This is a genomic window from Pseudoxanthomonas sp. (assembly GCF_036845285.1).
Lineage (GTDB): Bacteria > Pseudomonadota > Gammaproteobacteria > Xanthomonadales > Xanthomonadaceae > Pseudoxanthomonas_A.
Genome location: NZ_DAIUEE010000004.1, coordinates 99896 through 125721, shown reverse-complemented (window position 1 = coordinate 125721; position 25826 = coordinate 99896). Strand labels below are relative to the sequence as shown.

At 67.9% G+C, this 25826-nt stretch carries 19 protein-coding genes; 9 read left to right on the top strand and 10 right to left on the bottom strand.

The annotated features are described in order from the left end of the window. Positions 1 to 41: 41 nt before the first annotated feature. Entirely contained in the window at positions 42 to 1301 is a 1260-nt protein-coding gene (locus V7060_RS06955; protein WP_334178512.1) for a HAMP domain-containing sensor histidine kinase, read from the bottom strand. Then, positions 1298 to 1990 carry a response regulator transcription factor gene (locus V7060_RS06950; RefSeq protein WP_334178511.1) on the bottom strand — a complete coding sequence of 231 codons (693 nt, stop codon included), beginning with the start codon at positions 1988 to 1990 and terminating at the stop codon, positions 1298 to 1300. Before V7060_RS06950 ends, V7060_RS06955 begins: the two co-directional genes overlap by 4 nt. Before the next feature lie 136 nt (positions 1991 to 2126). Between V7060_RS06950 and V7060_RS06945 the strand changes: the two genes are divergently transcribed. The 5 genes from V7060_RS06945 to V7060_RS06925 all read left to right on the top strand — a co-directional run bounded on the left by V7060_RS06945 (position 2127) and on the right by V7060_RS06925 (position 7455). Next, positions 2127 to 3833 carry a glycosyltransferase family 39 protein gene (locus tag V7060_RS06945; protein ID WP_334178510.1) on the top strand — a complete coding sequence of 569 codons (1707 nt, stop codon included), beginning with the start codon at positions 2127 to 2129 and terminating at the stop codon, positions 3831 to 3833. A gap of 130 nt (positions 3834 to 3963) precedes the next feature. Then, a complete protein-coding gene (locus V7060_RS06940; protein ID WP_334178509.1) occupies positions 3964 to 4677 on the top strand; it encodes a phosphatase PAP2 family protein in 714 nt (237 codons plus the stop codon). Then, positions 4674 to 6341: a phosphoethanolamine--lipid A transferase gene (locus tag V7060_RS06935; RefSeq protein WP_334178508.1), complete on the top strand. Its 1668-nt coding sequence runs from the start codon at positions 4674 to 4676 to the stop codon at positions 6339 to 6341. Before V7060_RS06940 ends, V7060_RS06935 begins: the two co-directional genes overlap by 4 nt. Positions 6342 to 6367: 26 nt before the next feature. Further along, positions 6368 to 7102, top strand: a complete 735-nt coding sequence (locus V7060_RS06930; RefSeq protein WP_334178507.1) for a glycosyltransferase family 2 protein — start codon at positions 6368 to 6370, stop codon at positions 7100 to 7102. A 5-nt stretch (positions 7103 to 7107) separates the two neighbouring features. Then, entirely contained in the window at positions 7108 to 7455 is a 348-nt protein-coding gene (locus tag V7060_RS06925; protein ID WP_334178645.1) for a lipid-A-disaccharide synthase N-terminal domain-containing protein, read from the top strand. On the opposite strand, the gene V7060_RS06920 is transcribed toward V7060_RS06925, so the two are convergent. From V7060_RS06920 to V7060_RS06895, 6 genes are all read right to left on the bottom strand, one after another. After that, positions 7456 to 8535 carry a PQQ-dependent sugar dehydrogenase gene (locus V7060_RS06920; protein ID WP_334178644.1) on the bottom strand — a complete coding sequence of 360 codons (1080 nt, stop codon included), beginning with the start codon at positions 8533 to 8535 and terminating at the stop codon, positions 7456 to 7458. Positions 8536 to 8797: 262 nt separating this feature from the next. Further along, positions 8798 to 9868 carry a DUF5009 domain-containing protein gene (locus V7060_RS06915; RefSeq protein ID WP_334178506.1) on the bottom strand — a complete coding sequence of 357 codons (1071 nt, stop codon included), beginning with the start codon at positions 9866 to 9868 and terminating at the stop codon, positions 8798 to 8800. A gap of 10 nt (positions 9869 to 9878) precedes the next feature. Next, positions 9879 to 11024: an N-acetylglucosamine-6-phosphate deacetylase gene (gene nagA / locus V7060_RS06910; protein ID WP_334178505.1), complete on the bottom strand. Its 1146-nt coding sequence runs from the start codon at positions 11022 to 11024 to the stop codon at positions 9879 to 9881. Further along, positions 11021 to 12055, bottom strand: a complete 1035-nt coding sequence (locus tag V7060_RS06905) for an SIS domain-containing protein (protein WP_334178504.1) — start codon at positions 12053 to 12055, stop codon at positions 11021 to 11023. The genes nagA and V7060_RS06905 overlap by 4 nt, the downstream gene beginning before the upstream one ends. After that, positions 12052 to 13119, bottom strand: coding sequence for a LacI family DNA-binding transcriptional regulator (locus V7060_RS06900; RefSeq protein WP_334178503.1), 1068 nt, complete (start codon positions 13117 to 13119; stop codon positions 12052 to 12054). The genes V7060_RS06905 and V7060_RS06900 overlap by 4 nt, the downstream gene beginning before the upstream one ends. An 11-nt stretch (positions 13120 to 13130) precedes the next feature. After that, entirely contained in the window at positions 13131 to 14450 is a 1320-nt protein-coding gene (locus V7060_RS06895) for a sugar MFS transporter (RefSeq protein ID WP_334178502.1), read from the bottom strand. 379 nt (positions 14451 to 14829) lie between these two features. Between V7060_RS06895 and V7060_RS06890 the strand changes: the two genes are divergently transcribed. The 4 genes from V7060_RS06890 (at position 14830) to V7060_RS06875 (ending at position 24175) form a co-directional block, all read left to right on the top strand. Beyond that, complete coding sequence (locus V7060_RS06890) at positions 14830 to 15867, top strand: glucokinase (RefSeq protein WP_334178501.1); 1038 nt, start codon at positions 14830 to 14832, stop codon at positions 15865 to 15867. 133 nt (positions 15868 to 16000) lie between these two features. Beyond that, on the top strand, positions 16001 to 18730 hold the full coding sequence (locus V7060_RS06885) for a TonB-dependent receptor (protein WP_334178500.1): 2730 nt from the start codon (positions 16001 to 16003) through the stop codon (positions 18728 to 18730). Positions 18731 to 18954: 224 nt separating this feature from the next. Further along, the gene (locus V7060_RS06880; RefSeq protein WP_334178499.1) at positions 18955 to 21735 is read left to right on the top strand and encodes a TonB-dependent receptor; all 2781 of its coding nucleotides are present in this window, start codon (positions 18955 to 18957) and stop codon (positions 21733 to 21735) included. 100 nt (positions 21736 to 21835) lie between these two features. Continuing rightward, positions 21836 to 24175, top strand: coding sequence for a family 20 glycosylhydrolase (locus V7060_RS06875; protein WP_334178498.1), 2340 nt, complete (start codon positions 21836 to 21838; stop codon positions 24173 to 24175). A 54-nt stretch (positions 24176 to 24229) separates the two neighbouring features. Here V7060_RS06875 and V7060_RS06870 read toward each other — a convergent pair whose 3' ends face one another. Together V7060_RS06870 and V7060_RS06865 are read right to left on the bottom strand one after the other, a co-directional pair. Then, on the bottom strand, positions 24230 to 24643 hold the full coding sequence (locus tag V7060_RS06870) for a VanZ family protein (protein ID WP_334178497.1): 414 nt from the start codon (positions 24641 to 24643) through the stop codon (positions 24230 to 24232). Further along, a complete protein-coding gene (locus V7060_RS06865; protein ID WP_334178496.1) occupies positions 24640 to 25824 on the bottom strand; it encodes a class I SAM-dependent methyltransferase in 1185 nt (394 codons plus the stop codon). The genes V7060_RS06870 and V7060_RS06865 overlap by 4 nt, the downstream gene beginning before the upstream one ends. Between the last annotated feature and the right edge of the window lie 2 nt (positions 25825 to 25826).

The window sequence follows — 25826 nt, the reverse complement described above, 5'->3', positions numbered from 1 at the left end:
GATGTGTCCGCATGATAGCGGCGGGGGCGTGACGGCCGCCTTCAGCGCGACAGGCGCAGCCGGCTGATCGTGCCGCGCCCCGGCGCCGACTGGATCGACAGCGTCCAGCCGAGGTGCTCGCACAGGCGCGCCAGCAGGTCGAGGCCGATACCGCCGCCGTCGCGACTGCCGCCGCGCGCCATCTGCGCATACAGGCGGCTGATGTCTTCCGGCGCCATGCCGTGGCCGGGATCCTGCACGGTAACGGTCGCATCCGCGTCCAGGCCGACGTGGATCTCGCCGCTGTCGCTGTTCTCGATGGCATTGCGCAGCAGATTGCCGATCGCCGACTGCACGATGTGCAGCGGCGCGGACACGCTGCACGGCGCCAGCTGGTCCACGACGATGCCGAGGTCCTTCCCCGCCATCAGGTGGCGGTGGTCCTCGATGATGTCGGGCAGCAGTTCATGCAGGGGCACCAGCTCGTTGCTGCGCGACAGGCGCGCGGGGTCCTTCGCCAGCGCCAGCAACAGGGCGATCAGCCGTTCGACGTCGCGGGCGGTGCGATGGATGCGCTGCACCTGCTGGCGCGCGGGCGGCGGCAACGCGGGCTGTTCCAGGGCCAGCTCGCTGGCGCCGGCGATGATGGCGATGGGCGTGCGCAGCTCGTGGCTGGCGGTGTCGATGAAGACGCGCTCGCGCTCGACGAAGGCATCCTGCCGGCGCAGGTAGTCGTTGAGGGCCATGGTGATCACATGCAGCTCGGAGCTGGCGCCCGGGGTCACGACGACGCGCTGGCCGGCGCGGTCGGGGGACAGCGCGCCGATGTCGCCCGCCAGGTCGGACAGGGGACGCAGCGCCTCCCGCACGCCGCGGGCCACCATCACGCCGATGATCACCAGGACGACGAGCGCCAGGCCCAGCGATCCGATGATCAGCGCGTCCTCGATGGTTTCGATGCCGGTGATGTCGCGCACCACGAAGTAGTCCACGCCGCGCACGCGCTGGACCAGCACCACGTTCTCGTGTCCCCCGAACCAGAAATCGTCATGCACGCCCTGCGGCAGCATCGAAAGGCCTGGCGGCGGCGGGCGGCCCGGAATGCTGTAGAGCTGCAACGCCTCGGTGTCCTGCCATGCATGGCGCGGATCGGCGGCCTTCTGCTCCAGGTGGTGCACGATCTCGCGCTGGAGCAGCAGCTTCCACACCCGGTCCTCGAGGAAATCGTCCGCGAAGACCAGCACGATGATGGCACCCAGCAATACCGCGTAACCCCCGAGCAGGCGGCTGATCTGCGCGCGCAGGCTGCGCCGGGACCTCATGCCTCCTTCGCCTCGTGCGGCACCGCCAGCCGGTAGCCGGTACGCGGCAGGGTCTGGATCAGCTTGACCGGGAACGGGCCGTCGACGCTGCGCCGCAGCTCGTAGACATGCGACCGCAGCATGTCGCCGTCCGGCGGGTTGTCGCCCCACAGCGCGTGCTCCAGCTGCTGGCGGGTGACGGCGGCGGGGCTGGCCTGCATCAGGGTTTCCAGCAGTTTGCGGCAGGCCGGATACAGATGCAGGGGCTGGCCCGCGCGCGTGACCTCCAGCGTCGCCAGGTCCAGTTTCAGGTCGTGCACTTCCAGCACCTTGCGGCGCTGCCGCCCGTGCATGCGGGCCATCAGCGCTTCCAGCCGCACTTCCAGTTCCGGCAGGGCGAAGGGCTTGGTCAGGTAGTCGTCGGCGCCGGCACGGAAGCCGGAGATCTTGTCGGGCAACTCGTCGCGGGCGGTGAGCATGATCACCGGCACGCCGGCGTTGTGCTCCTCGCGCAACCAGCGCAGGACTTCAGGCCCTTCCAGCCGCGGCAGCATCCAGTCCAGCACGATGGCGTCGTACGCCTGCGTGGTGGCGAGGTGCAGGCCGGTCACGCCATCGGGCGCCGCGTCCAGCGTATGGCCGCGCGCCTCGAAGTAGTCGAACAGGTTCGCCACCAGGTTCCGGTTGTCTTCGATGACCAGCAGCCGCATCGGCAAGGCCTGTGCAAGGGAAGGAGACCGGCAGCATCGCAGGCCGGACGTCGAAGCGCCGTCGGAGTTCCGACGATTCTCTTACGCCGCATGATCCATCATCGTGCGCCCGCCTGCAGACTGGCCGACACCGCCGATGCGATCGACGTACTCCCCGCACGCACCGCGCTGGCAGATGCCGCTGCTGGTCGCCCTGATGGTGTGGGCGCTGCTGGCCGGGCTGGGCCTGCGCGAGCCGATGCCGGCCGACGAACCGCGCTTCGTGCTGGCCGCGAAGACCATGGTCGAAACGGGGCAATGGCTGTTCCCGCACCGCGGCATCGAGCTGTACGCCGAGAAGCCGCCGGTGTTCATGTGGCTGCAGGCCGCCAGTTATCTGCTCGTCCGCGACTGGCACTTGGCGTTCCTGCTGCCTTCGCTGCTCGCGGCGCTGCTGACGCTGTGGCTGTCGGGCGATCTCGCGCGCCGGCTGTGGGGACGCCGTGCCGTGCCGTTCGCGGTATTCGGCCTGTTCGTCTGCCTGCAGTTCGCCCTGCAGGCCAAGCGTGCGCAGATCGACATGGTGCTGGTGGGCATGACCACGCTGTCGCTGTGGGCCTTGCTGCGCTACCTGCTGGAAACACCACGCCCGTGGCTGCTGGCCCTGGGTGCGTTCGCCGCCGGGCTGGGCACGGTGACCAAGGGCGTCGGCTTCCTGCCGCTGCTGGTGTTGCTGCCGTGGCTGTGGGTGCGGTGGAAGTCGCCCCGGACATTGCCGCCGCATCGCGGCCTGCATGCGTTCGCGGGCGTGGCGGGCTTCCTGCTGGGCGTGGGCGTCTGGCTGGTGCCGATGCTGGCCACCGCCCTGTCGTCGAGCGATCCCGCCCTGCATGCGTACGCACGCGAGATGCTGTTCAAGCAGACCGGCACCCGCTACGCCAATGCATGGCACCACGTGAAGCCGGCCTGGTATTACCTGCAGACGATGCTGACGCTGTGGCTGCCCGGCGTGCTGCTTGCGCCGTGGCTGCTGCCGGCCTGGTGGCGGCGCCTGCGCCGCGCGGACGCGCGGTACCTCCTGCTGCTCGGCTGGGCGGCACTGGTGCTGCTGTTTTTCAGCGCCAGCCCGGGCAAGCGCGAGGTCTACATCTTCCCCATGTTGCCCGCGCTGGCGGTGGCCGCGTCGCCGCTGCTCGCAGGCCTGCTGCGGCGACGCAGCGTGCGCGCGACGCTGTGGTCCTACCTGTCGGTGCTGGTGCTGGCGGCCGGCGCGCTGGGCCTGTGGCTGATGGCGGCCCCGCCCGCGCGCGTGCACGCCCTGGTCGATGGCCGCGGCATGGACCTGGCCACGGTCGCGCAGGCCAGCCGCTGGCTGCTCGGTTTCGCCGTCGTGGGGCTGCTGGTGATGATCGCCGCGCGACGGCGGATCGTCGTGGCGATGGTCGCGGTGACGGCGGCGCTGTGGACGGCGTACGGCATGGGGTTCATGCCGGCGATCAGCCCGGACAGCTCGGCCAGGTCGCTGATGCAACGCGTCGGCGAGCGGATCGGCCCCGAGGCCGAACTGGCCATGCTCGGCTGGCGCGAACAGCACCTGCTGCAGGCCGACCGTCCGGTCACCGACTTCGGCTTCAAGCAGCCGTGGGTGGACCAGTGGCAACACGCGCATGCGTGGCTGCTGGCGGCGCCGGAAAAACGCTGGCTGTTCCTGCGCAAGGACGCCATCGGGCCGTGCCTGGATGCGGCGCAGGTGATCGACATCGGTGCGTCGAACCGGCGGGACTGGATCCTCGCGCCCGGTCGCGCGTGGATCGCGGGTTGCGACGTACCGGCCGGGTGGTCGGCGGACGTCAGCGAAGACTGAATCACCGGCAACAACGCGCGCGATCGCATGCCGTTCGCGCGCGGATTAACGCGGTTCCGACGCGAGTCCGACCGCGCTACGACGCGGCGGCCAACAGCATGCGCGCACCTCCCCGTCATCGTCGCGCCGCATGTCGTCCGCTCCGTTCCGCCTCCTGTCCCGCCCTCTCGGGCAACCGTCGCGCCTGCTGCCCTGGTCGCTGCCCGTGCTGCTGCTGGCGTGGTTCGCCACGCACCACCTCGACATGAGCGTGGCCCGCTGGCTGTTCCACTGGGAAGGCGATGCGTGGTCGCTCAAGCGCAGCCTGCTGCTGGAGCACGGCCTGCATCGTGGCGGCCGGCTGCTGAGCCAGGCCGCCTGGGCCAGCGTGTTCGTCGCCACGCTGCTGCATTGGCGCTCGCCCGAATCGCGCGCGTGGACGCGGCCGGCGGCGCGCCTGCTGTTGTCGGTGTTCGCGTCGGTCGCCTGCGTGGCAGCACTCAAGGCCGTCACGCAGATGGACTGCCCGTGGGACCTGGCGGGGCTGGGCGGCGATCGTGCCTTCATCGGGCTGTTCGAAACGCGGCCGGCCTCGCTGGGACCGGCTGCGTGCTTTCCGGCGGCGCACGCCGCGGGCGGTTACGCCTGGGTCGCGCTGTATTTCTTCTTCCTGCACACGGCGCCGCGATGGCGCCACGCCGGACTCGCCATCGGCCTGCTGGCGGGCGCGGTGTTCGGACTGACGCAGCAGTTGCGCGGCGCGCACTTCCTCTCCCATGACGTGGCCAGCCTGGCGGTCTGCTGGACCATCGCCTGCGCCATCGAAGCGGTCGGCGCGCGTCGTGCCGCGGAGGTGCATGCATGAGCGCATCCATCCTCGACCGCGCGTCCGCGCCGTCCCGCTGGCGCCGCGCCCTTGCCCTGCTGGCCGTCCGTCCCGAGGTCGGCACGGAGACGCTGATCCTCGCCGCCTGCCTGTATTTCAGCCTGTTCGCCAATGCGATGTTCTGGCAGGCCGCCGCGCCGCGCCCGTGGACGCAGCCGGTCTGGGCGTTGTCGCTGTTCCTGCTGGTCACGGCGGTACACGGCGTCTGGCTGTCGCTGCTGGTATGGCGCCGCACGGCGCGCGTCGTGCTGTCGGTGCTGGTGGTGCTGGCGGCGCTGGCCGGCCACTACATGGACAGCTACGGCATCTACATCGATGCCGACATGATCCGAAACGTGCTGCACACCGACTGGCGCGAAGCCACCGACCTCGCCGGGGCCGATGCGCTGCTGCCGCTGCTGGCCGCCGTACCGGCGCTGGTGGTGGTGTGGCGCGTGCGCCTGCGTGCGCGACCGTGGCCGCGCACGCTGCTGATGCGCGCGGGCTTCCTCGCCGGCACGGTCGTCGTCGGGCTGGTCGGCGTGCTGCCGTCGACCCAGCCGCTCACCGCGTTCCTGCGCAACCAGCGCGAAGTGCGCTACCTGGTCACGCCGGCCAACGTGCTGGTGTCGCTGGCGAAGGTCGTCAGCGAAGAGCCGCCGGGCCGCGCGCGCGTGCTGTCGCCGATCAGCGAGGATGCCGTGCAGTCGCCGGCCGCCACGATGCGGCGGCCACGCGTGCTGGTGCTGGTGGTGGGCGAGACCGCCCGTGCCGCCAACTGGGGACTCAACGGCTACGGGCGCCAGACCACGCCGGAACTGGCCAGGCGCGACGTGCTCGACTTCCCCCATGTCACCGCCTGCGGCAGCAGCACCGAAGTGTCGCTGCCGTGCATGTTCTCGCCACAGGGACGCGAGCACTACGACGAGCAGGAGATCCGCAGCCACCAGTCGCTGCTGCACGTGCTGCAACGCGCCGGCGTGGCCACGCTGTGGCGCGACAACCAGTCCGGCTGCAAGGGCGTATGCGACGGCCTGCCGGTCGAGGACCTGCATGCCCGCACGGATGCCGGCCTGTGCGACGGCAAGCGTTGCCACGACGGCATCCTGCTGGCGGGCCTGGACGAGGCCATCCGTCGCCACCAGGGCGACCAGGTGATCGTGCTGCACATGCTGGGCAACCACGGGCCGAACTACTTCGAACGCTACCCGCCTGCGTTCAAGGTCTACCAGCCGGTCTGCGAGACCTCCGACCTCGGCCGCTGCACCCGCGCGCAGATCGTCAATGCCTACGACAACGCGCTGCGCTATACCGACCACGTGCTGGCGGGCGCCATCGACCAGCTGGCCGGCCTGAAGGACTACGACACCGCCCTGCTGTACGTCTCCGACCACGGCGAGTCCCTGGGCGAGAAGGGCCTGTACCTGCATGGCATGCCGTACGCGATCGCGCCACGGGAACAGCTGGAGGTCCCGATGGTGGCGTGGTTTTCCGGCGGCTGGCGCGCGTCCACGGGCCTGGATGACGCCTGCCTGCGCCGGCAGACAGGCGCGCCGCACAGCCATGACGAGCTGTTCCACACCGTGCTGGGCCTGACCGATGTGAAGACGGCCCTGTACCGGCCCGACCACGACATTTTCCTGACCTGCCGGGGCGGACGATGAACCTGTCCTTTCCTGCGAGCGCCGCCATGACGAGCCTGTCCGTCGTCATCCCCGTCTTCAACGAGCGCGACAACATCGGGCCGCTGGTCCATGAGGTGGTCCGGCACCTGCGCGGCCGCGTCGCGTTCGACATCGTCTGCGTGGACGACCATTCCGAGGACGACACCCGCGACGTGCTCGTCGGCTTGAAGGCCGAAGTGCCGGAACTGCGGGTGCTGCTGCACCACCAGCGCAGCGGCCAGAGCGCCGCGATCCGCACCGGCGTGAAGCATGCGCTTTCGCCGTGGATCGCCACGCTGGACGGCGACGGCCAGAACGACCCGGGCGACATCCTGAAACTGCTCGCCGCACGGGCCGATGCCGATCCGAAGACCCGGCTGTTCGCCGGCTGGCGCGTCAACCGCAAGGACACCGCCAGCAAGCGCTGGGCGTCGCGCTGGGCCAACCGCATCCGCCGCCGCCTGCTGCATGACGACACGCCGGACACCGGCTGCGGCATCAAGCTGTTCGACCGCGCCGCCTTCCTCGAACTGCCCTACTTCGACCACATGCACCGTTACCTGCCGGCGCTGATGCAGCGCGCCGGCTGGAAGACCGCCAGCGTACCGGTGTCGCACCGTCCGCGCGGCGCCGGGCAATCGAAGTACACCAACCTGGGCCGCGCGCTCGTCGGCATCCGCGACCTGATGGGCGTGTCGTGGCTGATCCAGCGCAGCCATGTCACGCCCATCAGCGAACTCAACGCGGGGCGCAAGCCGTGAGCGTGATGGACCAGGAACTCGTCTGGCTGGGCTGGACCGGCCTGCACATGACGCCGTGGAAGCTGATCGGCCTGACCGGCGCCGGCCTGTTCGGCGCACGCTGGCTGGTGCAGTTCGTCGCCTCGCGGCGCGCACGGCGGCCGGTGATCCCGCGCGTCTTCTGGTACATGAGCCTGGCGGGCAGCCTGATGGCGCTCAGCTACTTCCTGTTCTCGTCGAAGCAGGATGCCGTCGGCGTGCTGCAGAACCTGCTGCCGGCGTTCACCGCGGCGTACAGCCTGTACCTGGACATCCGCAACGGCCACGAAAAGCGGCCGGCCACCGGCGACACCACGGCGCATCCGGTCCGCTGATCAACTGGGGTTCGGCGTGAGCTTCAGCAGCCGGCCACCGCTGCCATCCTCCAGTAGCCACAGGGCGCCGTCCGGCCCCTGTTCGACCTCGCGGATGCGCTTGCCCATCGGATAGCGCCGCGCCTCGCGCGCCTGCGTGCCGGTGAACTCGATCTCGACCAGCGCCTGCGAAGCGAGTCCACCGATGAAACCCCTGCCTCGGAACCACGGAAACAGGTCGCCGGAGTAGATGACGAACCCGGCCGGCGCGATCACCGGTGTCCACCAGGCTTCCGGCGCGTTGAAGTCGGGACGCGTCGCATGGTCGGGGATCGGCGTGCCGTCGTAGTTGTCGCCGTTCGAAACCACGGGCCAGCCGTAGTTGCTGCCACGTTCGATCAGGTTGAGTTCGTCGCCGCCCTTCGGTCCCATCTCGTGCGTCCACAGGCGGCCCGCGCCGTCGAACGCGATGCCGAGCATGTTGCGATGGCCCAGCGTCCATACCTGCGCGGCGATGCCGCCCTGCGCCGCGAACGGATTGTCGGCCGGTACGCTGCCGTCGTCGTTGAGCCGGATCAGCTTGCCGAGCGAGGAGTTCAGGTCCTGCGCCGGGGTGGACGCCTGGCGGTCGCTGGAGGTGATCCACAGCTTGCCGTCCGCACCGAACGCCAGCCGATGTCCGTAGTGGGCGTCGCCGTTGACCTTGGGCAGCTGCCGCCAGATCACCTGCAGGTTCGACAGGGAGCCGCCATTGCCGCTGGCATCGAGCTGCAGCGTGGCGCGCGCCACCGCCGCGCCGCGCGTGCCGCCGCTGCCGGCTTCCGCATAGCTGAGGTAGACCAGCCGGTTGTCGGCGAAGCGCGGATGCAGCAGCACGTCGCCGAAGCCTCCCTGCCCGCCGTAGGCCACTGCGGGCACGCCGATGACCTCGCCCACCTGGCGGGTGGCGACATTGGCCAGCCGCAGCTTGCCGGCCTTCTCCGTCACCAGCAGGCGGCCATCCGGCAGGAAGGTCATCGCCCAAGGCTCGTTGAAGGTGGCGACCGGCGTGCTGGTGAACGGCGGGTCGGGCACCTGCCGCGCGCGCGACAGGCCCGCCATGACGCGGCCCGTGCTCGCTGCCGTTGCATCGGGTGATGCGACGCGTGGCGGCACGATGGCGGGCGCCGGTGCCATCGCCGTGGCGTCGCCTCGCGCCATCACGACGGCGGCCCCCTGGTCATCCACCGTCACCCGTTGGCAGGCGGACAGGCACAGGCAGCAGGCGAGCAGCAACGGCATCTTCATGGCAGGCGGCATCCGGCGGGCGACTGGCTGCCGTTGTACCCCACGCGACGAAGAAAAGCGTGATGAAGCCGACGCTTCAGACTTTCAGGTACCAGCGGCGGCGATCCATTCCCCACACGACGCACCACCACAGGGCAACGAAGGCCACCGCGAAGGCCAGTGACGGCAGGTACGGGCCGACCCGTGGCGTCATCCAGCCAGCGAATCCCGCCTCGTAGATCGGCCCCATCCAGCCTGCGGCGAGTACCAGATAGGTCATGATCGCGGCCCCCACGTAGGCCGCGATGGCATTGACGCCGAACCGGCGGCCGACCGCCGGCCACCCATGGCGATCCACCAGGACGTGCGCGGCGGCGAGGGCGAGCATCGCGCAGCCGGCGGCGAACAGCACGTAGGACGGCGTCCACAACGCCTTGTTCAACGGCAGCACGGCCGCCCACAGCATCCCGAGCAGCAGCGATACCACGCCACCCATGACGACCGTGCGCACCGCGCCCGCGCGCAACCACGCCCCCGCGCGTACGCCGAGCAGCGTGGTGGCGATGGCGGGCAGCGTGCTGAGCAAACCTTCCGGGTCCTGCCCGCGTCCCAGCGCCGCATCCCACTGGTACAGCCATGGCGCGAACAACGCAGTGTCGATGCGAGCGGCGAGATTGGTGTACGGCGCGTAGCCCCACGGCGCCATCAACGTCCAGTAGCCGAGCAGCAGCGCCACGATGAGCACCCACTGCATGCGCGGCTTCACGTACACCACGATCAGCCCCGCGATGGCGAAGCACAGCCCGATCCGCTGCAGCACGCCCCAGGGACGGAACGACGGCCTGTCCAGCAGCAGGAACGCCAGCAGATGCAGCGCCAGGCCGAGCGCGACGATCTTCGCCGCGCGCCACAGCACCGCACGCTGCAGCGACGCACGCGGCACGCCGGCCTCCAGCCGCGGCACGACGCCCAGCGCGATCGACACGCCGACGATGAAGAGGAAGAACGGGAATACCAGGTCGGTCGGCGTGACACCATGCCACGCCGCGTGCAGCAGCGGCGCGTAGACATGCGACCAGTCGCCCGGCGTGTTGACCAGCAGCATCGCCGCCACGGTCAGGCCGCGCAGGGCATCGACCGAAGCGAACCGGGCGGGCGACGCGCTCATGCGGCGTGGATCACGCGCCGCCGATCCATGTGCCGACCACGTGCAAGTCGGTGTCCAGCGCCACCAGGTCGGCGCGCCGGCCCGGGGCGATGCGTCCATGCGACTCGCCCAGCCCCAGGAAGTCGGCCGGGTAGGTCGAGGCCATGCGCGCGGCTTCCTCCAGCGGCAGGCCGAGCAGGCGCACGCTGTTGCGCACCGCGCTCGCCATGTCCAGCGCGGAACCGGCCAGCGAGCCCGCGGCATTGCGCACCACGCCATCCACGGCGGTGATGGTCTCGCCATAGAGATCGAAAGCGGGATCGTCCGAGCCGACCATCGGCATCGCATCGGTCACCAGGAACACCTTGCCGCGCGGCTTGGCGGCGAGCGCCACGCGCAGGCTGGCCGGATGCACATGCACGCCATCGACGATCACGCCGCACCAGCTGCCATCATCTTCGAGCGCGGCACCGACCGCGCCCGGTTCTCGCCCCAGCAACGGCGACATCGCGTTGTACAGGTGGGTGAAGCCGGACACGCCGGCGTCGATGCCGGCGCGGATCTGCTCGTAGGTCGCCGCCGTGTGGCCCGCCACCACGATCGCGCCACGTTCGACCATCGCGCGGATCGTGTCTGTCGGCACCTGCTCCGGCGCCAGCGTCAGCAGCGTCACGCCATTGTCGAGCGAGGTCGCCATCGCCACTTCGCCGTCATCCGGCACGCGGAACTTCGTGGCGTTGTGCGTCCCCTTGCGTGCCGGCGCGATGTACGGGCCTTCCAGGTGGATGCCGAGCACGCCCGGCACCTTCGCTTCGATGGCGGCGCGGATCGCCGCCACCGCGCGCGCCATCACCTCGGCATCGTCGCTGATCAGGGTCGGCAACAGGCCGGTCGTGCCGAAGCGGCGATGCGCTTCCGCGATGGTGCGGATGGCGTCCACCGTGGTGTCGTTGTTGAACAGCACGCCACCGCCGCCGTTGACCTGCGCATCGATGAAGCCGGGCACGAGCGACGCCCCCTTCAGATCCTGCCGGACCGCATCGGCAGGCAGTCCCGCATCGGCAACGAGATCGACGATCAGGCCGTCATGCATCAGCACCGCCAGGCCCTCGACGAAGCCATCGGGCGTCAGCACGCGTGCATTGCAGAGGGCGGTGGCGGGATGCAGGACGTTCATACCGTTTCGGTGACCTTGTTGAGGTGCGGCGGCACATCGGGATTGTGGCCACGGCGCAACGCCAGCGCATTGATCGCGCGGTAGAAGCTCTGGATGGTCAGCAGCGGCGCACAGGCCGGATGCGGCGCGGCGACCAGCGGCAGATCGCCCTGGCGCGATGCCACCCAGACCTGCGCGCCGCGGCCGCGGAACTCCTGCGCCAGCGCCAGCGTGCCGGCCTCGGTTTCGTCAGGCTGCGCGAAGCACAGCACCGGGAAGCCCGGACCGACCAGCGCCATCGGCCCGTGCTTCACTTCGGCCGAACTGTAGGCTTCGGCATGCAGGCCGCAGGTTTCCTTGAATTTCAGCGCGGCTTCCTGCGCCGCAGCGAGGCCGAGGCCACGTCCGAGGACGAACAGGTTGTGTGCGCCCACCAGTCCTTCGGTGAGCGGCGACCAGTCGGCCTGCCACGCACGCTGCAGCGCCCCAGGCAGGGCGAGTGTCGCGTCGTGCAGCGGGGCCTCGTCCTTCCAGTAGGCCGCCAGCTGCAGGATCGCGGCCAGCGAGCCGAGATAGCTCTTGGTCGCGGCCACGCTGCGCTCCGGCCCAGCGTGCATCGGCAGCACGGTGTCGGCTAGCTGCGCGAGCGGCGAATCGGCCACGTTGACGATGGCGACGACGCGCGCACCGGCCTCCTTCGCCGCAGTCGCGTTGCGCAGCAGGTCGGGACTCTTGCCCGACTGCGAGATCACCAGGTACAGCGCACCGTCTAGCCGCTGCGTCGCTTCATAGACCGAACCCACCGACGGCGATGCCGAAGCGGTCACCACGCCGAGCTGCGTTTCGAACAGGTATTTCGCGTAGGTGGCGGCGTGGTCCGAGCTGCCGCGCGCGCAGGTGACGACGAACGGCGGCGGGTTGCGGCGGAGATCCTCGGCCAGCGCCTTCACCGTATCGGCGTTGCGCGCGTACTGGTCGGCGATGATCGTGGATGCCTGGGCGGCTTCCTGGTGCATCAGGGTGTCGGCGGGAGCGGGCAGCGGGGTCGTCATGGCGGGGCGGGTTCGGGTCGGTCGGCGCGCGGACGGACCGGCGCGGTGGAGCCACGCACGACCAGTTGCGGCACGAAGCCCTGGTTATGCACGGCGGAGGGATGGTCGTCGTAGGCGTCGCTGCGCAGGCCCGCGATCAACAGGCGGGCGGCCTGCTTCGCGATGTCCTGCGTGGCCTGCTTGGCGGTGGTCAGCGGCGGCCACGACTGCTTGGAGAACGGACTGTCCTCGAAGCCGGCGATGGACAGGTCGTAGGGCACGTTCATGCCGGCGGATTTCGCCGCCGCCAGTACGCCGGCGGCGATTTCGTCGTTGGAGCCGAAGATCGCCGTCGGCGGTTCGCGCAGGGCGAGCAGGCGGCGCGCGCCGCGGAAGCCGTCATCGAAGGTGTAGTCGCCCGGCACGACGAGGTGCTTGTCGAGCGTGATGCCGTAATCCTTCAGCGCCTTTTCGTAGCCGGCATAGCGCTCGGTACTGGAGCGGTGCGCCAGGCCGCCCCACAGGAAGCCGATGCGCTGGTGGCCGAGCTGGATCAGGTGCTCGGTGATCTCGTAGGCCGCGTCGCGGTCGTCGACGTAGACGCAGGGCAGGCCGTCTTCCGGATCTTCGGTGGCGGCGATGATGCGCACCAGCTTCACGCCGCGTGCCGCCAGCGCCGTGACCAGGTCGGCGCGTTCGGACATCGGCGCGGTCAGCACCAGGCCCGCGAGGCGCGAGCGTTGCACGAACTCCACCAGTTCCTCCGCCAGCAACGGCGAGGTGGAATCGACCGGATGGATCTGCAGGCCGAAGCCGGTTTCCTTGCACGCCGCCAGCACGCCGTTCTGCACGCCGATGATGTGGTACGGGTTGGGGTTGTCGTACACCAGCCCGATCACGAACGGCGTGCCGCTGCGCAGGTTGCGCGCGGACTGGTCCGGTTCGTAGTCGAGTTCGGCGATCGCGTGCAGCACCCGCGCGCGCGTGCCCTGCAACACCGACGGCTCGTTGTTGATGACCCGGGACACGGTCTTCAGCGAGACCTTCGCGCGTTCGGCGACGTCCTTGATGGTGGGTCGGCGCATGGATGTTTCCGTCATGGAGGCGAGTCCGCCATGATGCCGCGTTCCGGCACGGCCGTCGCCGGCCCACGCGCAGTCCCCACCCGGTGCCCGGCCAGGGCGTAGTACAGGATGTACAGGTAGCCGGGAATGGCCAGCGCGGCGAAGACCGCCTGGAAGTCGTAGTGCTGCTTCAGCACGGCGAAGGCCTGCGGCAGGATGGCACCGCCGGCGATGCCCATGATCAGCAGCGCCGAGCCGGTTTCGGTATGGCGTCCCAGCCCCTTGATCGCCAGCGGGAAGATCGCCGGCCACATCATCGCGTTGGCGAAACCGAGCGCGGCGACGAAGCCGACCGAGACATAGCCGTGGGTCAACAGTGCGCCCAGCGCGAACAGCACGCCCAGCGTGGCGGAGATGGCCAGGTAGCGCTCCTGCGACACGAAGCGCGGGATCACGGCCAGGCCGACCAGGTATCCCGCCAGCATCGCGAACAGCGTGTAGGTCGTGAACAGCTTGGTCTGGTCCAGTGGCAGTCCGAAGCCCCTTCCATACGTCCCGATCGCATCACCCGCCAATACCTCCACGCCCACGTAGAGGAACAGGCACAGCACGCCCAGCCAAAGGTGCGGGAACTGCGACAGACCGCGCACGCCATCGGGCGCGTCGGCCGTGGCCGCGGCGTTGGCTTCGGACGGCTTCACTTCCGGCAGCGGCGAGAACAGGATGCCGATGGCGACCACCACCAGGATGCCCGCCATCACCAGGTACGGCAGGTGGATCTTCGCCGCGAATGCATCGAGCAGCACCGCCTTGCCGGCGGCATCCGCCGCCCCGACCTGCGCGGCCAGGTCGCCTACGCCATGCAGCACCAGCGTGCCGAGCACGAGCGGTGCCAGCATGCCGGCGACCTTGTTGCAGATCCCCATCAGCGCGATGCGCTGCGCGGCGCTCTCGATGGGGCCGAGGATGCTGACGTACGGGTTCACCGCCGTCTGCAGCAACGCCAGGCCACCGCCGATCACGAACAGGCCGGACAGTGCGCCGGGATACCAGCGCTGTGTGGAGAACTCGCCGAACATCGCGGCGCCTATCGCCATTACGAACAGGCTGGCCGCCAGGCCCTTCTTCATGCCCGTGCGCTTGAGCGCCGCCGCCGCGGGCAGGGCAAGGAAGAAGTACGACAGGTAGAACACCATCAGCACGAGGAAGGCATTCACCTCGTCCAGGTCGAAGGCGAGCTGCACGAACGTGATCAGCGGCCCGTTGATCCAGGTGAAGAAGCCGATGATGAAGAACAGCACGCCGACGATGGCCAGCGAGCGCAGTGGGTTGGAGCCGGGTGCGGTGGTCATGGAATCCCCTTGGGCAGGCCGATGACCCGCGCGACCGGCGCCAGGCATCGGAAACAACGTTGTCAAAGTATCCGAACACGGGCGGCGGGACGAGGGAGCTGCCGCTGGGTTCCGGCGTCTTCTGCGAGTGCCATGACGTCCCGCACTGCAACATAAGTCTCGCAGGACTTCCTCCCCTTGCCCCCTTTGAATTCAATCATTAACGCCACTATTGGCCGTAATGTGATGCTGAATACGGAGATTGTTTCCGTTTCAAGACATCTTTCCCGCGACCGACGGCCTATTTGATGACAGACTCTTGACAACGTTGTCAAACACTTTCCACACTCGGGCCATATCGGGATGCGGGAGTCCCGGCCGCGAACATGTGGGGAGACGTGTGGTCGCCATAGCGAATCCATTGCCGACGAATGCCATCCGCGGGGCGCACGACGCCTTCATCGCGGCGGACGTCGGTGGCACGCACGTCCGCATCGGCCTGGTGCGCGGCAACGCCGACCCCGGCGCGCCGGTCAGCGTGCTGGCATACCGCAAGTACGCCTGCGCCGACCATGCCGGCCTCGCCGACATCGTCGCGGACTTCCTCGCCAGCCTCGGCCCCGCCCGGGTGGCGCGCGCGGTGATCGCCAGCGCCGGCTATGCGCTGGAAGACGGCACCGTCATCACCAACAACCTGCCCTGGCGACTGTCGACGGCCGAGCTGCGCATGCAGCTGGGCTTCGACGACGTGCGCCTGGTCAACGATTTCGAAGCCGTGGCGCACGCCGCCGCGCAGATGGACGCCAGCGAAGTCCTGCAGCTGACCGGACCGGCGATCGCGCCGAAACATGGTCCCACGCTGGTCCTCGGACCCGGCACGGGTCTCGGCGCCGCCGTCTGGATTCCCGCCGGCAACCGCGCCGTGGTCCTCGCCACCGAGGCGGGCCAGGCCGCATTGACGGCCGGCAACACGCTGGAAATGGCACTGCTGGCCGAAATGCTGAAGACCCGAACGCACGTGCCGGTCGAACAGGCGCTGTCCGGCCCCGGCCTGATGAACCTGCACGCCGCGCTGTGCGCCGTGCACGGCGTGGCGGCGTCGCCCTACACGCACCCGGGCCAGATCACCGCCGCCGCGCTGTCGGGCGAAGACGCGCTGGCGCGCGAAAGCCTGGACGTGTTCTGCGGCCTGCTCGGCAGCGTGGTCGGCGACATGGCGTTGCTGTACGGCGTGCAGGGCGGCGTGTATCTCGCCGGCGGCATCTTGCCGAAGATCCGCGACGTCCTGATCGAGAGCAGCTTCGTGCCGCGATTCCTCAACAAGGGATCGATGCGCGAGGCGCTGGAACGCATTCCCGTGAAGCTGGTGGAACACGGGCAGTTGGGTGTGATCGGTGCGGCCCGGTGGTACCTGGACCGCGATGACGGTAGCGAATGAAGGCGCCGGTACAGGCGCAGGCGATAGCGGCGACGCCAGGGCTGGCGCGCCGTCGATGGAACAACGCAACACCAGGCACGGCGGAACAGCGCGAGCGATGGCTGCCGAAACTCAAGCAGATCGGAGAGACACCATGAAGTACCGCAGATCCATCCTTTCGGCCGCCATCGTGACCTGTCTGGGTGTAGCGACGCAGGCACTGGCGCAGGACGCTCAACCGGCCGACACGCAGGCGACCGACCTCGATACCGTGGTGGTCACCGGCATCCGTGGCAGCATCGAAAAGGCCCTCGACGCGAAGCGCGACGCGGCCACGCACGTCGAAGTCGTCACCGCCGAAGATGTCGGCAAGTTGCCGGCCAAGAACGTGGCCGACACCCTGCGCCAGCTGCCCGGCGTCAACATCGCCTCCTCCAGCGCCAGCGAAGGCGGCTTCGACGAAGCCGACCGCGTCAGCCTGCGCGGCACCAACCCCAGCCTCACCCAGACCCTGGTCAACGGCCACACCATCGGCACCGGCGACTGGTTCGTGCTCAGCCAGGTGGGCAACGTCGGCCGCAGCGTGAGCTACTCGCTGTATCCGTCCGAGATCGTGGACCGCGTCGTCGTCCACAAGACCTCCGAAGCGAAGCTGGTCGAAGGCGGCACTGCCGGTTCGGTGAACATCATCACCCGCCGTCCGCTGCAGTTCGCCGAGCCGCTGACCATCCAGGGCTCGATCGGCGCCGTGCACTCCGACTTGCCGGGCGACACCAAGCCGCAGCTCGACGCCCTGCTGAACTGGCGTAACGACGAAGGCACGGCCGGCTTCCTGGTACAGGTGTTCAACGAGGAGCGCAGCCTGCGCCGCGATGGCCAGGAAGTGGTCGGTGGCTATGGTGCGATCCCCAGGTTCGAGGCGGATGGCGTTACTCCGACGCCCGTCTCCATAAGCAATCCCGAACTGGTGGGCGCACTCTATCCCAACCTGATCGGCGCGGCCCTGTTCGAGCAGGTACGCAAGCGCAAGGGCGGCGTGGCCAACATCGAGGCCAAGGTCACCGACAACCTGACCCTGAACGTCAATGCGTTCTACTCGAAGCTGGAAGCGGACAACTACAATCGCAACTACATGATGTGGGCCAGCCAGTTCGTCAGGCTGGCACCCAGCAGCTATACGCTCCAGAACGGTGTGGTGACCAACGCGGTCTACGCTCCGGTGACCGGCGGCAGCACCGTCACTCCCTACGGCGTGTACGACATGATCTCCCGTCCCGGCGCGGTCTCTACGTCGAAGTACATCGCGCTCGACGCGGAATGGAATGCCAGCGACGCACTGAAGTTCGTCTTCCAGCTCGGCACCACCAAGGGCAACGGCAGCAGCCCCACCCAGGACGTCCTGGAAACCGGCATCGCCGGCAACGCCGGCGCCAGCTGGGGCATGAACGGCGTCAGCAATCCCATCGACTGGTCGCTGGGCGGCACCAACACGGCGGCGAACCACCTGCCACAGAGTGGCTGGATCTTCGGCGCCCAGGGCATCGATGTGCTGGACAAGGAAGACTGGGGCCAGGCCGATGGCCAGTTCTTCTTCGACGGCGATACGCTGTCGTCGCTGGATTTCGGCTACCGCTACGCCACCCACGAGCGCAGCAACGACTTTTCGCTCGCGCAAGGGCCGAACTGGGCCAGCAACTGGCAGGACATCACCGCCTATCCGGGGGCGGCCGGCTCCTATCCCGGCGACTTCGGCGTGGGCGGCAACGTGCCGTCGGGCATCTGGTACTACACGCCCGGCCAGCTGGCGGAGATCAACGCCCGCTTCGCCAACCGCAACAATCCCGAGCGCTTCTACTTCTCGGACGTGTACGGCGTCAACGAGGACATCAACGCCGTCTATGCACAGCTGAACTTCCGCGGCGACCGCTGGAGCGGCAACGCCGGCCTGCGGTACGTGCGCACGCAGACGGACGTGCACTACAACCAGGGCCTTCTGCCCAACTCCGGCATTCCTGGAGCGATCGTGGGCTCGGCCTTCGGCGACTATCTGCCGGTCGTGGTGAACAACGACTACAACGAGTTGCTGCCCAGCGCGAACTTCAAGTTCGAGCTGACCGACAACCTGGTGGCACGCGTCTCGGGCAGCAAGACCATGACCCGCCCGGATTTCTCCGCGCTGGCCGGCTCGCTGACGCTCAATGACCTGACGCATGAAGGCAGCGGCGGCAACCCGAACCTCGATCCGCTGGTGTCGACCAACTTCGACGCCTCGCTCGAGTGGTACTTTGCCCCGCGCGCACTGCTCGCTGCCAGCGTGTTCTCGATGGACATGGATGGCTACGTCGATTTCGCGAACGTCCTTGTCCAGTACAAGGACCAACAAGCCAGCCAGGCTGCCGGCACCGACGTCTACAGCGACTATCTGGTATCGATCCCGGTCAACTCGAACGGCAAGGCCAGGGGCGTGGAGTTGACCTACGAGCAGCCGATCGGTGAGAACTTCGGCATCAACGCCAACTACACCTATGTGGATGGCAAGGCCGATGGCGGCAAGCCGCTCAATGGCACTTCCGAGAATACCTACAACTTCTCCGCCTGGTACGAGAACGCACGCTTCAACGCCCGCGTGAACTACAGCTACCGCAGCTCGTTCTATGCCGGCGTCAGCCGCGCCGACAACTTCTACCAGGATGACTTCGCCACGGTGTCGGCCTCGCTCGGCTTCAAGGCCACCGACTGGCTGACGATCAGCCTGGACGGCCTCAACCTCAACAATCCGAAGCTGAAGTACTACACCGAGAACGATGCGGTTCCCGGCTACCTGCCGCATGCCTTCTATAGCAACGGCCGCCAGTACTACCTGAACTTCCGCTTCAAGTTCTGATGCACGCAACACCAGCGGCAGGCGTACGCGCCTGCCACTGGCGCTTCACCGCGACTCGCACGGCTTCGCGCCGTGTCACCGGCGCCCCCGCGCCGGCAAGGGAGAAAGACCAGGGGAACACCGCAACAGTCGCATACGGGCAGGGCGTGGGGACGCCACCCGGCACATCGCAAGCGGCCGCACAGCGAGCCGCACATTCTTCGAGCAATGATGGGAGAGACATCATGAAGCATCGCAAGACCGTTCTATCCGCCGCCATCGTGACGTGTCTGGGCTTTGCGGCCCATGTGCAGGCACAGGAAGCGGCAGCACCCGCCGCACCCGCCAGTGACGAGGCCACCGAACTCGACCGCGTCACGGTCGTCGGTATCCGCGCCAGCCTGCAGCAGGCTCTGGATACCAAACGCAACTCCGACGCCATCATCGACGTAATCACTGCCGAAGACGTCGGCAAGTTCCCGGCGACCAACGTTGCCGAAGCGATGACGATCATCCCGGGCGTGACCATCGACAAGGCCTTTGGTCAGGGCGAGAAGGTCAGCATCCTGGGTACCGATCCAGCCTTGAACCGCACACTGCTCAACGGCCAGACGGTCGCGTCGGCCGACTGGTTCATCGCCGACCAGCCAGGCCGCACGTTCAACTACTCGCTGCTGGCACCGCAGATCGTCGGCAAGGTGGAGGTCTACAAGTCGCCTGAGGCCCACATCGACGAAGGCTCGATCGGAGGTACGGTGATCGTTACCACCCGCAAGCCATTGGACCTGGAAGCCAACAGCGTGTCCGGCCAGGTCAGCTACCTGTGGAACGACCGCGTCAAGAAGGACGACCCGCAGGCGTCTCTGATGTACAGCTGGAAGAACGATGCCAGTACCTTCGGCGTGCTGGTGTCCGCGCAGACCTCCACCGAGAACATCCGCCGCGACGGCGTGGAGTCCTACGGCTCGGTCAGTGCGCTCGACTACCGCGACGGCCAGGGCGGTGGCGGTTCGGTCAACAACCGTCCGATGGACTGGTCGGTCGGCGCGCCGAAACCGCAAGTCTGCGTGGGCGCGTGCGAATCCACGCTACAGAACAACCTGACCGCACGCGGCCCGAACTCGCTCAGCGCGCACTACTTCGAACAGGAACGCAAGCGCGACACGTATTCGCTGGCCCTGCAGTTCAAACCCACGGAACAGTTGGACATCGAGTTCAACGCGCTGAAGGTTGAAGCCGGCTACGACAACATGAGCCACTCCATGTTTGCCTTCATGGGTAACGCGTGGAACGGACTGATGAACCTGACCGACGTCACTATCGAGGACGGCGTCATCACCCGCGGTACGTTCGACAATGCGCTGGTCGTGTACGATCTGATAAACCGCAAGGCGACGGTCGAGACCGACTCCTACGACCTCAAGGCGAAGTGGAACGGCGAGCGCTGGTTCGCCTCCGCCGAACTTGGCACCAGTGAAGCCACGGGCGGCACCGGCCAGCAGGTGTTCGGCGAGTTCCTCAACTGGTCCGACTATACCTACGACATCAGCGGCGCTCCAGGCAGTCCGGGTAGCGTTGTCTTCCATGGCGCCAACCCATTCCTTGATCCGAGCGCGTTCCGCATGGATGGCGGCTGGGGTGCGGACCCGGACAGCGCCGCGACGTGGAACCCCGGCTGGGGCGGCAACATCGTGTTCAAGCCGACCAAGGACGAGGAGACCTATGGTCAAGTCGATTTCGGCATCAAGCTGGATTCGCCGATCTACCAGGTGCGCTTCGGCTACAAGCAGCGCAGTCATGAAACCTCCCAGGTGATGGGTGGCGTGTCGCTGGCCGCGGTCGCCGGCTACGGCGATGCCTCGGCCTCGCAGTTCAGTCCACGTCCGCTGCCGAGCAACTACCTGAGCGGCTTCAGCGGCGTGGGTGATCTCAACAATCGCTTCACCATCGACGGTTGGGCACTGGCTGACTACATCCTCAGCGGTGACTGGCTGGCGCCGTGGCAGACCATGCCGACGCCGAGCACATTCAACGACCCGTCGTTCGCCGCCAACACCTGGACCATCGAGGAAGACATCAAGGCGGCCTACGTCCAGGCGGATTTCAGCTGGGACCGCCTGCGCGGCAACGTCGGCGTGCGCTACGTGCAGACCGAGTCTGATAGCGGCAGCTGGGCGTGCACCGTCAACGTCAGCCCGTGCCCTGCTACCTCGTATGCCTGGGCCAGTACGAAGAAGAAATACAACGACTTCCTTCCCAACGTGAACTTGGCATTCGAGGCCACCGACGAGCTGATCCTGCGAGCGTCGGCGGCCAAGGTGATCTCGCGTCCGAACTACGGCGACATGTCGACCTACCTGTGGCTGGGAGACCAGACGCTCACCGGCGGTGGCGGCAACCCGGACCTGGATCCGTACGAATCCACCAACGTAGACGCGGCCGCCGAATGGTACTTCGCCGAGAACGCGATTCTCTCCGGCTCGGTGTTCTACAAGGACATCGGCAGCTACATCCTGGTGTCGACGCGTCCGGAAGTGCACTTCAACCAGGCACAGCAGGCAGATACCACGTACCAGGTGGCCCGCCCGTTCAACGCCGGCTCGGCCAAGGTCAAGGGCGTTTCACTGGCGTACCAGCAGAACTTCGACTACGGCTTCGGCGTGATCGCCAACTACACCTACGCCGACGCCAAATCAGACACCGGTCGCCCACTGCCATACAACTCGGAGAACCTGATCAACATCAGTCCGTTCTTCGAGAACGACCGGTGGAACGCGCGCATCACCTACTCCTGGCGTTCCAAGTACTTCACCAACGTGGACCGCGGCGACGATTTGTGGACGCGTGACTACGCCTCGCTGGATGCATCCGTCGGCTTCAAGATCACCGACTACATGACGCTAAGCCTGGAAGGCATGAATCTGCTGGACGAGGTCTACCACAGCTACGCCACTGACGAACGCCTGACGCGTGGTGCCTACCGCACCGGTCGCCGCTACATGGCATCGCTGCGCTTCCAGTTCTGATCTCTCCCGCTGTACCGCATTGCTTTCCCTCACGGGCCTGGACTTGTCCGGGCCCGCTTTTTTTTGGGGCATGCTGTGCCCACTGCTACCGAGGACTCCGATGAAACGATCCTTCGCCCATCGCGCTCTGGCTGGAATGGCCTTCACCCTGCTTGCCCTGGCCGGCTGCACGGACAAGACAGGTGACGATGCCGGTGCCGCCGCGGCCTCCACGCCGATCACGCCGTCGCTGATCCCGGCACCCGCGGCATTGCAGACGGGCGAAGGCAGCTTCGCCGTCAACGCGGATACGCGCCTGTTCGCCAGCGGCGAGGCGGCGACGCGCGTCGCCCGGCAGTTCTCGGCCTACCTGCAATCCGCCGGCGCACCGGCGCTGGCCACCACCCAGCAGGATGGCAAGGGCGTGATCCGCTTCGTGCTGGATACATCCGGAGCGGAGGCGGCGAATCCCGAGGCCTACACGCTCGACGTCACACCCGATGGCGTCACGGTGAAGGCGCGCGACGAACGTGGCCTGTTCTACGGCGCGGTAACGCTGTGGCAGCTCGTCACCCAGGGCGACAAGGGGCGCGTCACGCTGCCCGCACTGCACATCGAGGATGCGCCGCGCTTCACCTGGCGCGGCTTCATGCTGGACCCGGCGCGCCATTTCCAGCAGGTCGATGAGGTCAAGAAGATCATCGACGCGATGGCGCTGCACAAGCTCAACACCTTGCACTGGCACCTGACCGACGACCAGGGCTGGCGCATCGAGATCAAGCAGTATCCGAAGCTCACCGAGATCGGCGGCTGCCGCATCCCCGCCGGCGACGGCGGCAAGGATCCGACGACGGGCGAGCCGCGCCCGTATTGCGGCTTCTATACGCAGGACCAGATCCGCGACGTGGTGAAGTACGCCGCCGAGCGCCACATCACCGTGGTGCCGGAGATCAACGTGCCGGGCCACGCGACCGCGGCGATCGCCGCGTATCCGGAACTCGGCTCGATCGACACGCCGCTGGTGCCGTCAAACGAGTGGGGCGTGTTCCCCAACCTGGTCAACGTCGAGGAACCCACCATCACCTTCCTCGAGAACGTGCTGGGCGAAGTCGTCACCCTGTTCCCCGGTACCTATGTACACATCGGCGGCGACGAGGCGGTCAAGGACCAGTGGGAAGCCTCCGCACGCGAGCAGGCGCGGATGCGGCAGGTGGGCGCCAAGACCGAGATGGACCTGCAGGGGTATCTGGTCGAACGGCTGGAGAAGTACCTGTCCACGCACGGCAAGCGCCTGATCGGCTGGGACGAGATCCTGGAAGCCAAGCTGCCGCCGGAAGCCACCGTAATGTCGTGGCGCGGCATCGAAGGCGGCCTGCAGGCCGCGCGCCAGGGCCATGACGTGGTGATGTCGCCGTCCAACAAGACCTACCTCGACTACCTGCAGACCGCGTCGCCGAACGAACCGCCGGGTCGTCCGGCGCTGATCACGCTGCAGGATGTCTACGGCTTCGAACCGGTGCCGCCGGATCTCGAAGAAAGCCAGCGCCACCACATCCTCGGCCTGCAGGCCAACCTGTGGACGGAACACACGCGCACGTTCGCACGCCTGCAGCACAACGCGTTCCCGCGCCTCGCGGCCGTGGCGGAAACCGGCTGGACACCGGCGGCGAAAAAGGACTTCGCCAGCTTCACCGCCCGACTGCCGGCGCAGCTGAAGCGCTACGACGCCATCGGCCTGGGGTACGCGAAGACGCCGTTCGAGCCGCTGATCGCCACCGAGGACGACCGCAAGGCCGGCACCGCGAAGGTCACGCTGTCCAACCCGCTCGACTATCCGGTGCATTACACGACCGATGGCAGCGAACCGACCCAGGCTTCGCCGACGTTCGCCGCGCCGCTGGACGTGAAGCTGCCGGCCACCGTGCGTGCTGCTGCGTTCGCCGATGGCCGTGCGCTGGCACCGGCATCGACGTTCGAGCTGACACCGGCGTCGATGCTGACGCGCACCGACGAGGCGATGGCCGTCTGCCCGGATGCCGGGCGCCTGCTGCTGCGGCTGGAAGACGATGGCCCGCTGGAGGGCGAGCGCGCGATCTTCAATGCGACGATCTTCTATCCGTGCTGGCAGTGGAACCAGGCCGACCTGGACGGCATCGCATCGATCAAGGTGCGTGCGGGCCGCATCCCGTACTACTTCCAGCTGGCCCACGACGAACCGAGTCGCAACTTCGAGCCGGCGAAGTCGCCGCTGGGCGAGTTGGAAATCCTGGGCGGGGGCTGCAAGGGACACATGCTGGCGACGGTGCCGCTGCCCGCCGCGCCGAACGCCGATGGCTTCCTCGACCTCGAGGCGGCACTGCCGGCCGGCACCACCGGCAGGCAGGACCTGTGCGTGCGCTTCACCGGCGACACGCGACCGCAGATGTGGGTACTGGACCGCATCACGTTGCAGCCGCGCTGATTGCCAACGCGACGATGCGACACGGAAGAGCCGGGCATGTCCCGGCTCTTCCTTTCAGCGGCTGGCGGAACGCAGGCGGTTGTCGATCGCCAGGAGCACCCCGCTCAGCGGCGTGAACCGCGTGGCGAACCCGGCCAGCACGCCCATCGCGTTCGCCAGCGCGTCATGCGCGTCCGCCATGCGCGTGGCGGTGAACTCGCCCTGCGCGAACTCCAGCACGATGCCCATCGCCACCAGCAGCAGCGCCACGGCGATGCAGCCACGGCGTGTCGCGAACAGCTGCATCGCCGATGCCGACAGCAATGCGTACGCGATGAAATGCTCCACCTTGTCGCCGCCTTCCGGCACGGGCGGCAAGCCACTCAGGTTGACCAGCGACAAGACCACCACGGCCACGATCGCCAGGCACCACAACCCCACCCACAGGCGCGGCCAGCGGAACGGCTTCAACACGAAGGTGCCGCTCACAGGCGCCAGCTCAGGTCGTTGAACAGGAAGGCGGCGCCGAACTCCACCTCGCTGGAGAAGCCCATCACCTGGAAGCGCTCGCCCATCTCGCTCGGCAGCGTCAGCCGCTTGGCTTCGTTGCGCAGCCGCAGCAACGTGGTTTCGTCGGCACGCGCCTCGGCTTCGTTCAATCGCTCCTGCAGCCCGTTGCCGAGCAGGAAGTTCGCCTGCGTGGTGTAGCCGGCGAGATCGAACCCGGCCTGCGTGCCGGCCTCGGCGAGTGCGGTGAAATCCACCGACGCGGTGATGTCCTGCAGGCCGGGCCACAGGTAGGGATCGTTGTGCACGCGGTGACGGTAGTACGCGCGCAGCGTGCCCTCGTCGCGATCGTCCTGGTAGAACTCCCGGCGCGTGTAGCCGTAGTCGACGAACAGCATGGCGCCGCGATCCAGCCCACCCATCACCGCCTGTATCCAGTACGGCAGTTGCGGCAGCAGCTCCGAACGGTAGCCATCGGGAAACGGCTGCCCGCGGTAGCGCTCGACATGGCGCACGGCCGCCGCGAGCAGGGCATCGGCCGGCCGGTCGGTGCGGACGAAACGCCCGTCGCCCTCCAGCGCCACGCCTTCCTCGAACACCTCGCCATCGCGCAGCGTGAAGCGTGGCGTCGGCAGCGCATCGATCACTTCGTTGGCGAACAGCACGCCATTCCATGCATCCGATGGCGGGCCATCGAGCCACTCGACCAGATCGAACACCGGCGGAATCAGGCGCTGTCCCAACCGTTCGCGCTGGCGCTCGCGCAGGTCGGCGCTGGGTTCGAGGATGGCGTAGCGGGCCGGCAGCGCGTCCAGTTCCAGCAAGCGCTTGAGCATGATCTCGGCGAATGCGCCGCTGCCGCCGCCGATCTCGACGAACTCGGCCTCGGGACCGAGCTGCTGCAGCACCGGCGCCACCGCCTGCGCCACGCAGCTGGCGAACAGCGGACCCAGTTCGGGCGCGGTGGTGAAATCCCCTGCTGCGCCGAACTTGGTGCTGCCCGCGCTGTAATAGCCCAGCCCGGGCGCATACAGGCTGCGCTCCATGAACCGCGAGAACGGCAGGCTGCCGCCCTCGGCGGCGATTTCGCCGCGGATCAGTGCGGCGAGCTGCGCGCTGTGCGCCTGCGCGGCGTCATCGGGGAGGGGAAGGTCGGCGTGCATGG

What these genes read in the sequence shown, in the direction of transcription:
- V7060_RS06930 (WP_334178507.1), top strand. Translation starts at nt 6,368, where the DNA reads ATGACGAGCCTGTCCGTCGTCATCCCCGTCTTCAACGAGCGCGACAAC.
- V7060_RS06935 (WP_334178508.1), top strand. Translation starts at nt 4,674, where the DNA reads ATGAGCGCATCCATCCTCGACCGCGCGTCCGCGCCGTCCCGCTGGCGC.
- V7060_RS06885 (WP_334178500.1), top strand. Translation starts at nt 16,001, where the DNA reads ATGAAGTACCGCAGATCCATCCTTTCGGCCGCCATCGTGACCTGTCTG.
- V7060_RS06950 (WP_334178511.1), bottom strand. Translation starts at nt 1,990, where the DNA reads ATGCGGCTGCTGGTCATCGAAGACAACCGGAACCTGGTGGCGAACCTG.
- V7060_RS06925 (WP_334178645.1), top strand. Translation starts at nt 7,108, where the DNA reads ATGGACCAGGAACTCGTCTGGCTGGGCTGGACCGGCCTGCACATGACG.
- V7060_RS06880 (WP_334178499.1), top strand. Translation starts at nt 18,955, where the DNA reads ATGAAGCATCGCAAGACCGTTCTATCCGCCGCCATCGTGACGTGTCTG.
- V7060_RS06915 (WP_334178506.1), bottom strand. Translation starts at nt 9,868, where the DNA reads ATGAGCGCGTCGCCCGCCCGGTTCGCTTCGGTCGATGCCCTGCGCGGC.
- V7060_RS06900 (WP_334178503.1), bottom strand. Translation starts at nt 13,119, where the DNA reads ATGCGCCGACCCACCATCAAGGACGTCGCCGAACGCGCGAAGGTCTCG.
- V7060_RS06895 (WP_334178502.1), bottom strand. Translation starts at nt 14,450, where the DNA reads ATGACCACCGCACCCGGCTCCAACCCACTGCGCTCGCTGGCCATCGTC.
- V7060_RS06940 (WP_334178509.1), top strand. Translation starts at nt 3,964, where the DNA reads ATGTCGTCCGCTCCGTTCCGCCTCCTGTCCCGCCCTCTCGGGCAACCG.
- V7060_RS06865 (WP_334178496.1), bottom strand. Translation starts at nt 25,824, where the DNA reads ATGCACGCCGACCTTCCCCTCCCCGATGACGCCGCGCAGGCGCACAGC.
- V7060_RS06945 (WP_334178510.1), top strand. Translation starts at nt 2,127, where the DNA reads ATGCGATCGACGTACTCCCCGCACGCACCGCGCTGGCAGATGCCGCTG.
- V7060_RS06905 (WP_334178504.1), bottom strand. Translation starts at nt 12,055, where the DNA reads ATGACGACCCCGCTGCCCGCTCCCGCCGACACCCTGATGCACCAGGAA.
- nagA (WP_334178505.1), bottom strand. Translation starts at nt 11,024, where the DNA reads ATGAACGTCCTGCATCCCGCCACCGCCCTCTGCAATGCACGCGTGCTG.
- V7060_RS06920 (WP_334178644.1), bottom strand. Translation starts at nt 8,535, where the DNA reads ATGGCGGGCCTGTCGCGCGCGCGGCAGGTGCCCGACCCGCCGTTCACC.
- V7060_RS06955 (WP_334178512.1), bottom strand. Translation starts at nt 1,301, where the DNA reads ATGAGGTCCCGGCGCAGCCTGCGCGCGCAGATCAGCCGCCTGCTCGGG.
- V7060_RS06875 (WP_334178498.1), top strand. Translation starts at nt 21,836, where the DNA reads ATGAAACGATCCTTCGCCCATCGCGCTCTGGCTGGAATGGCCTTCACC.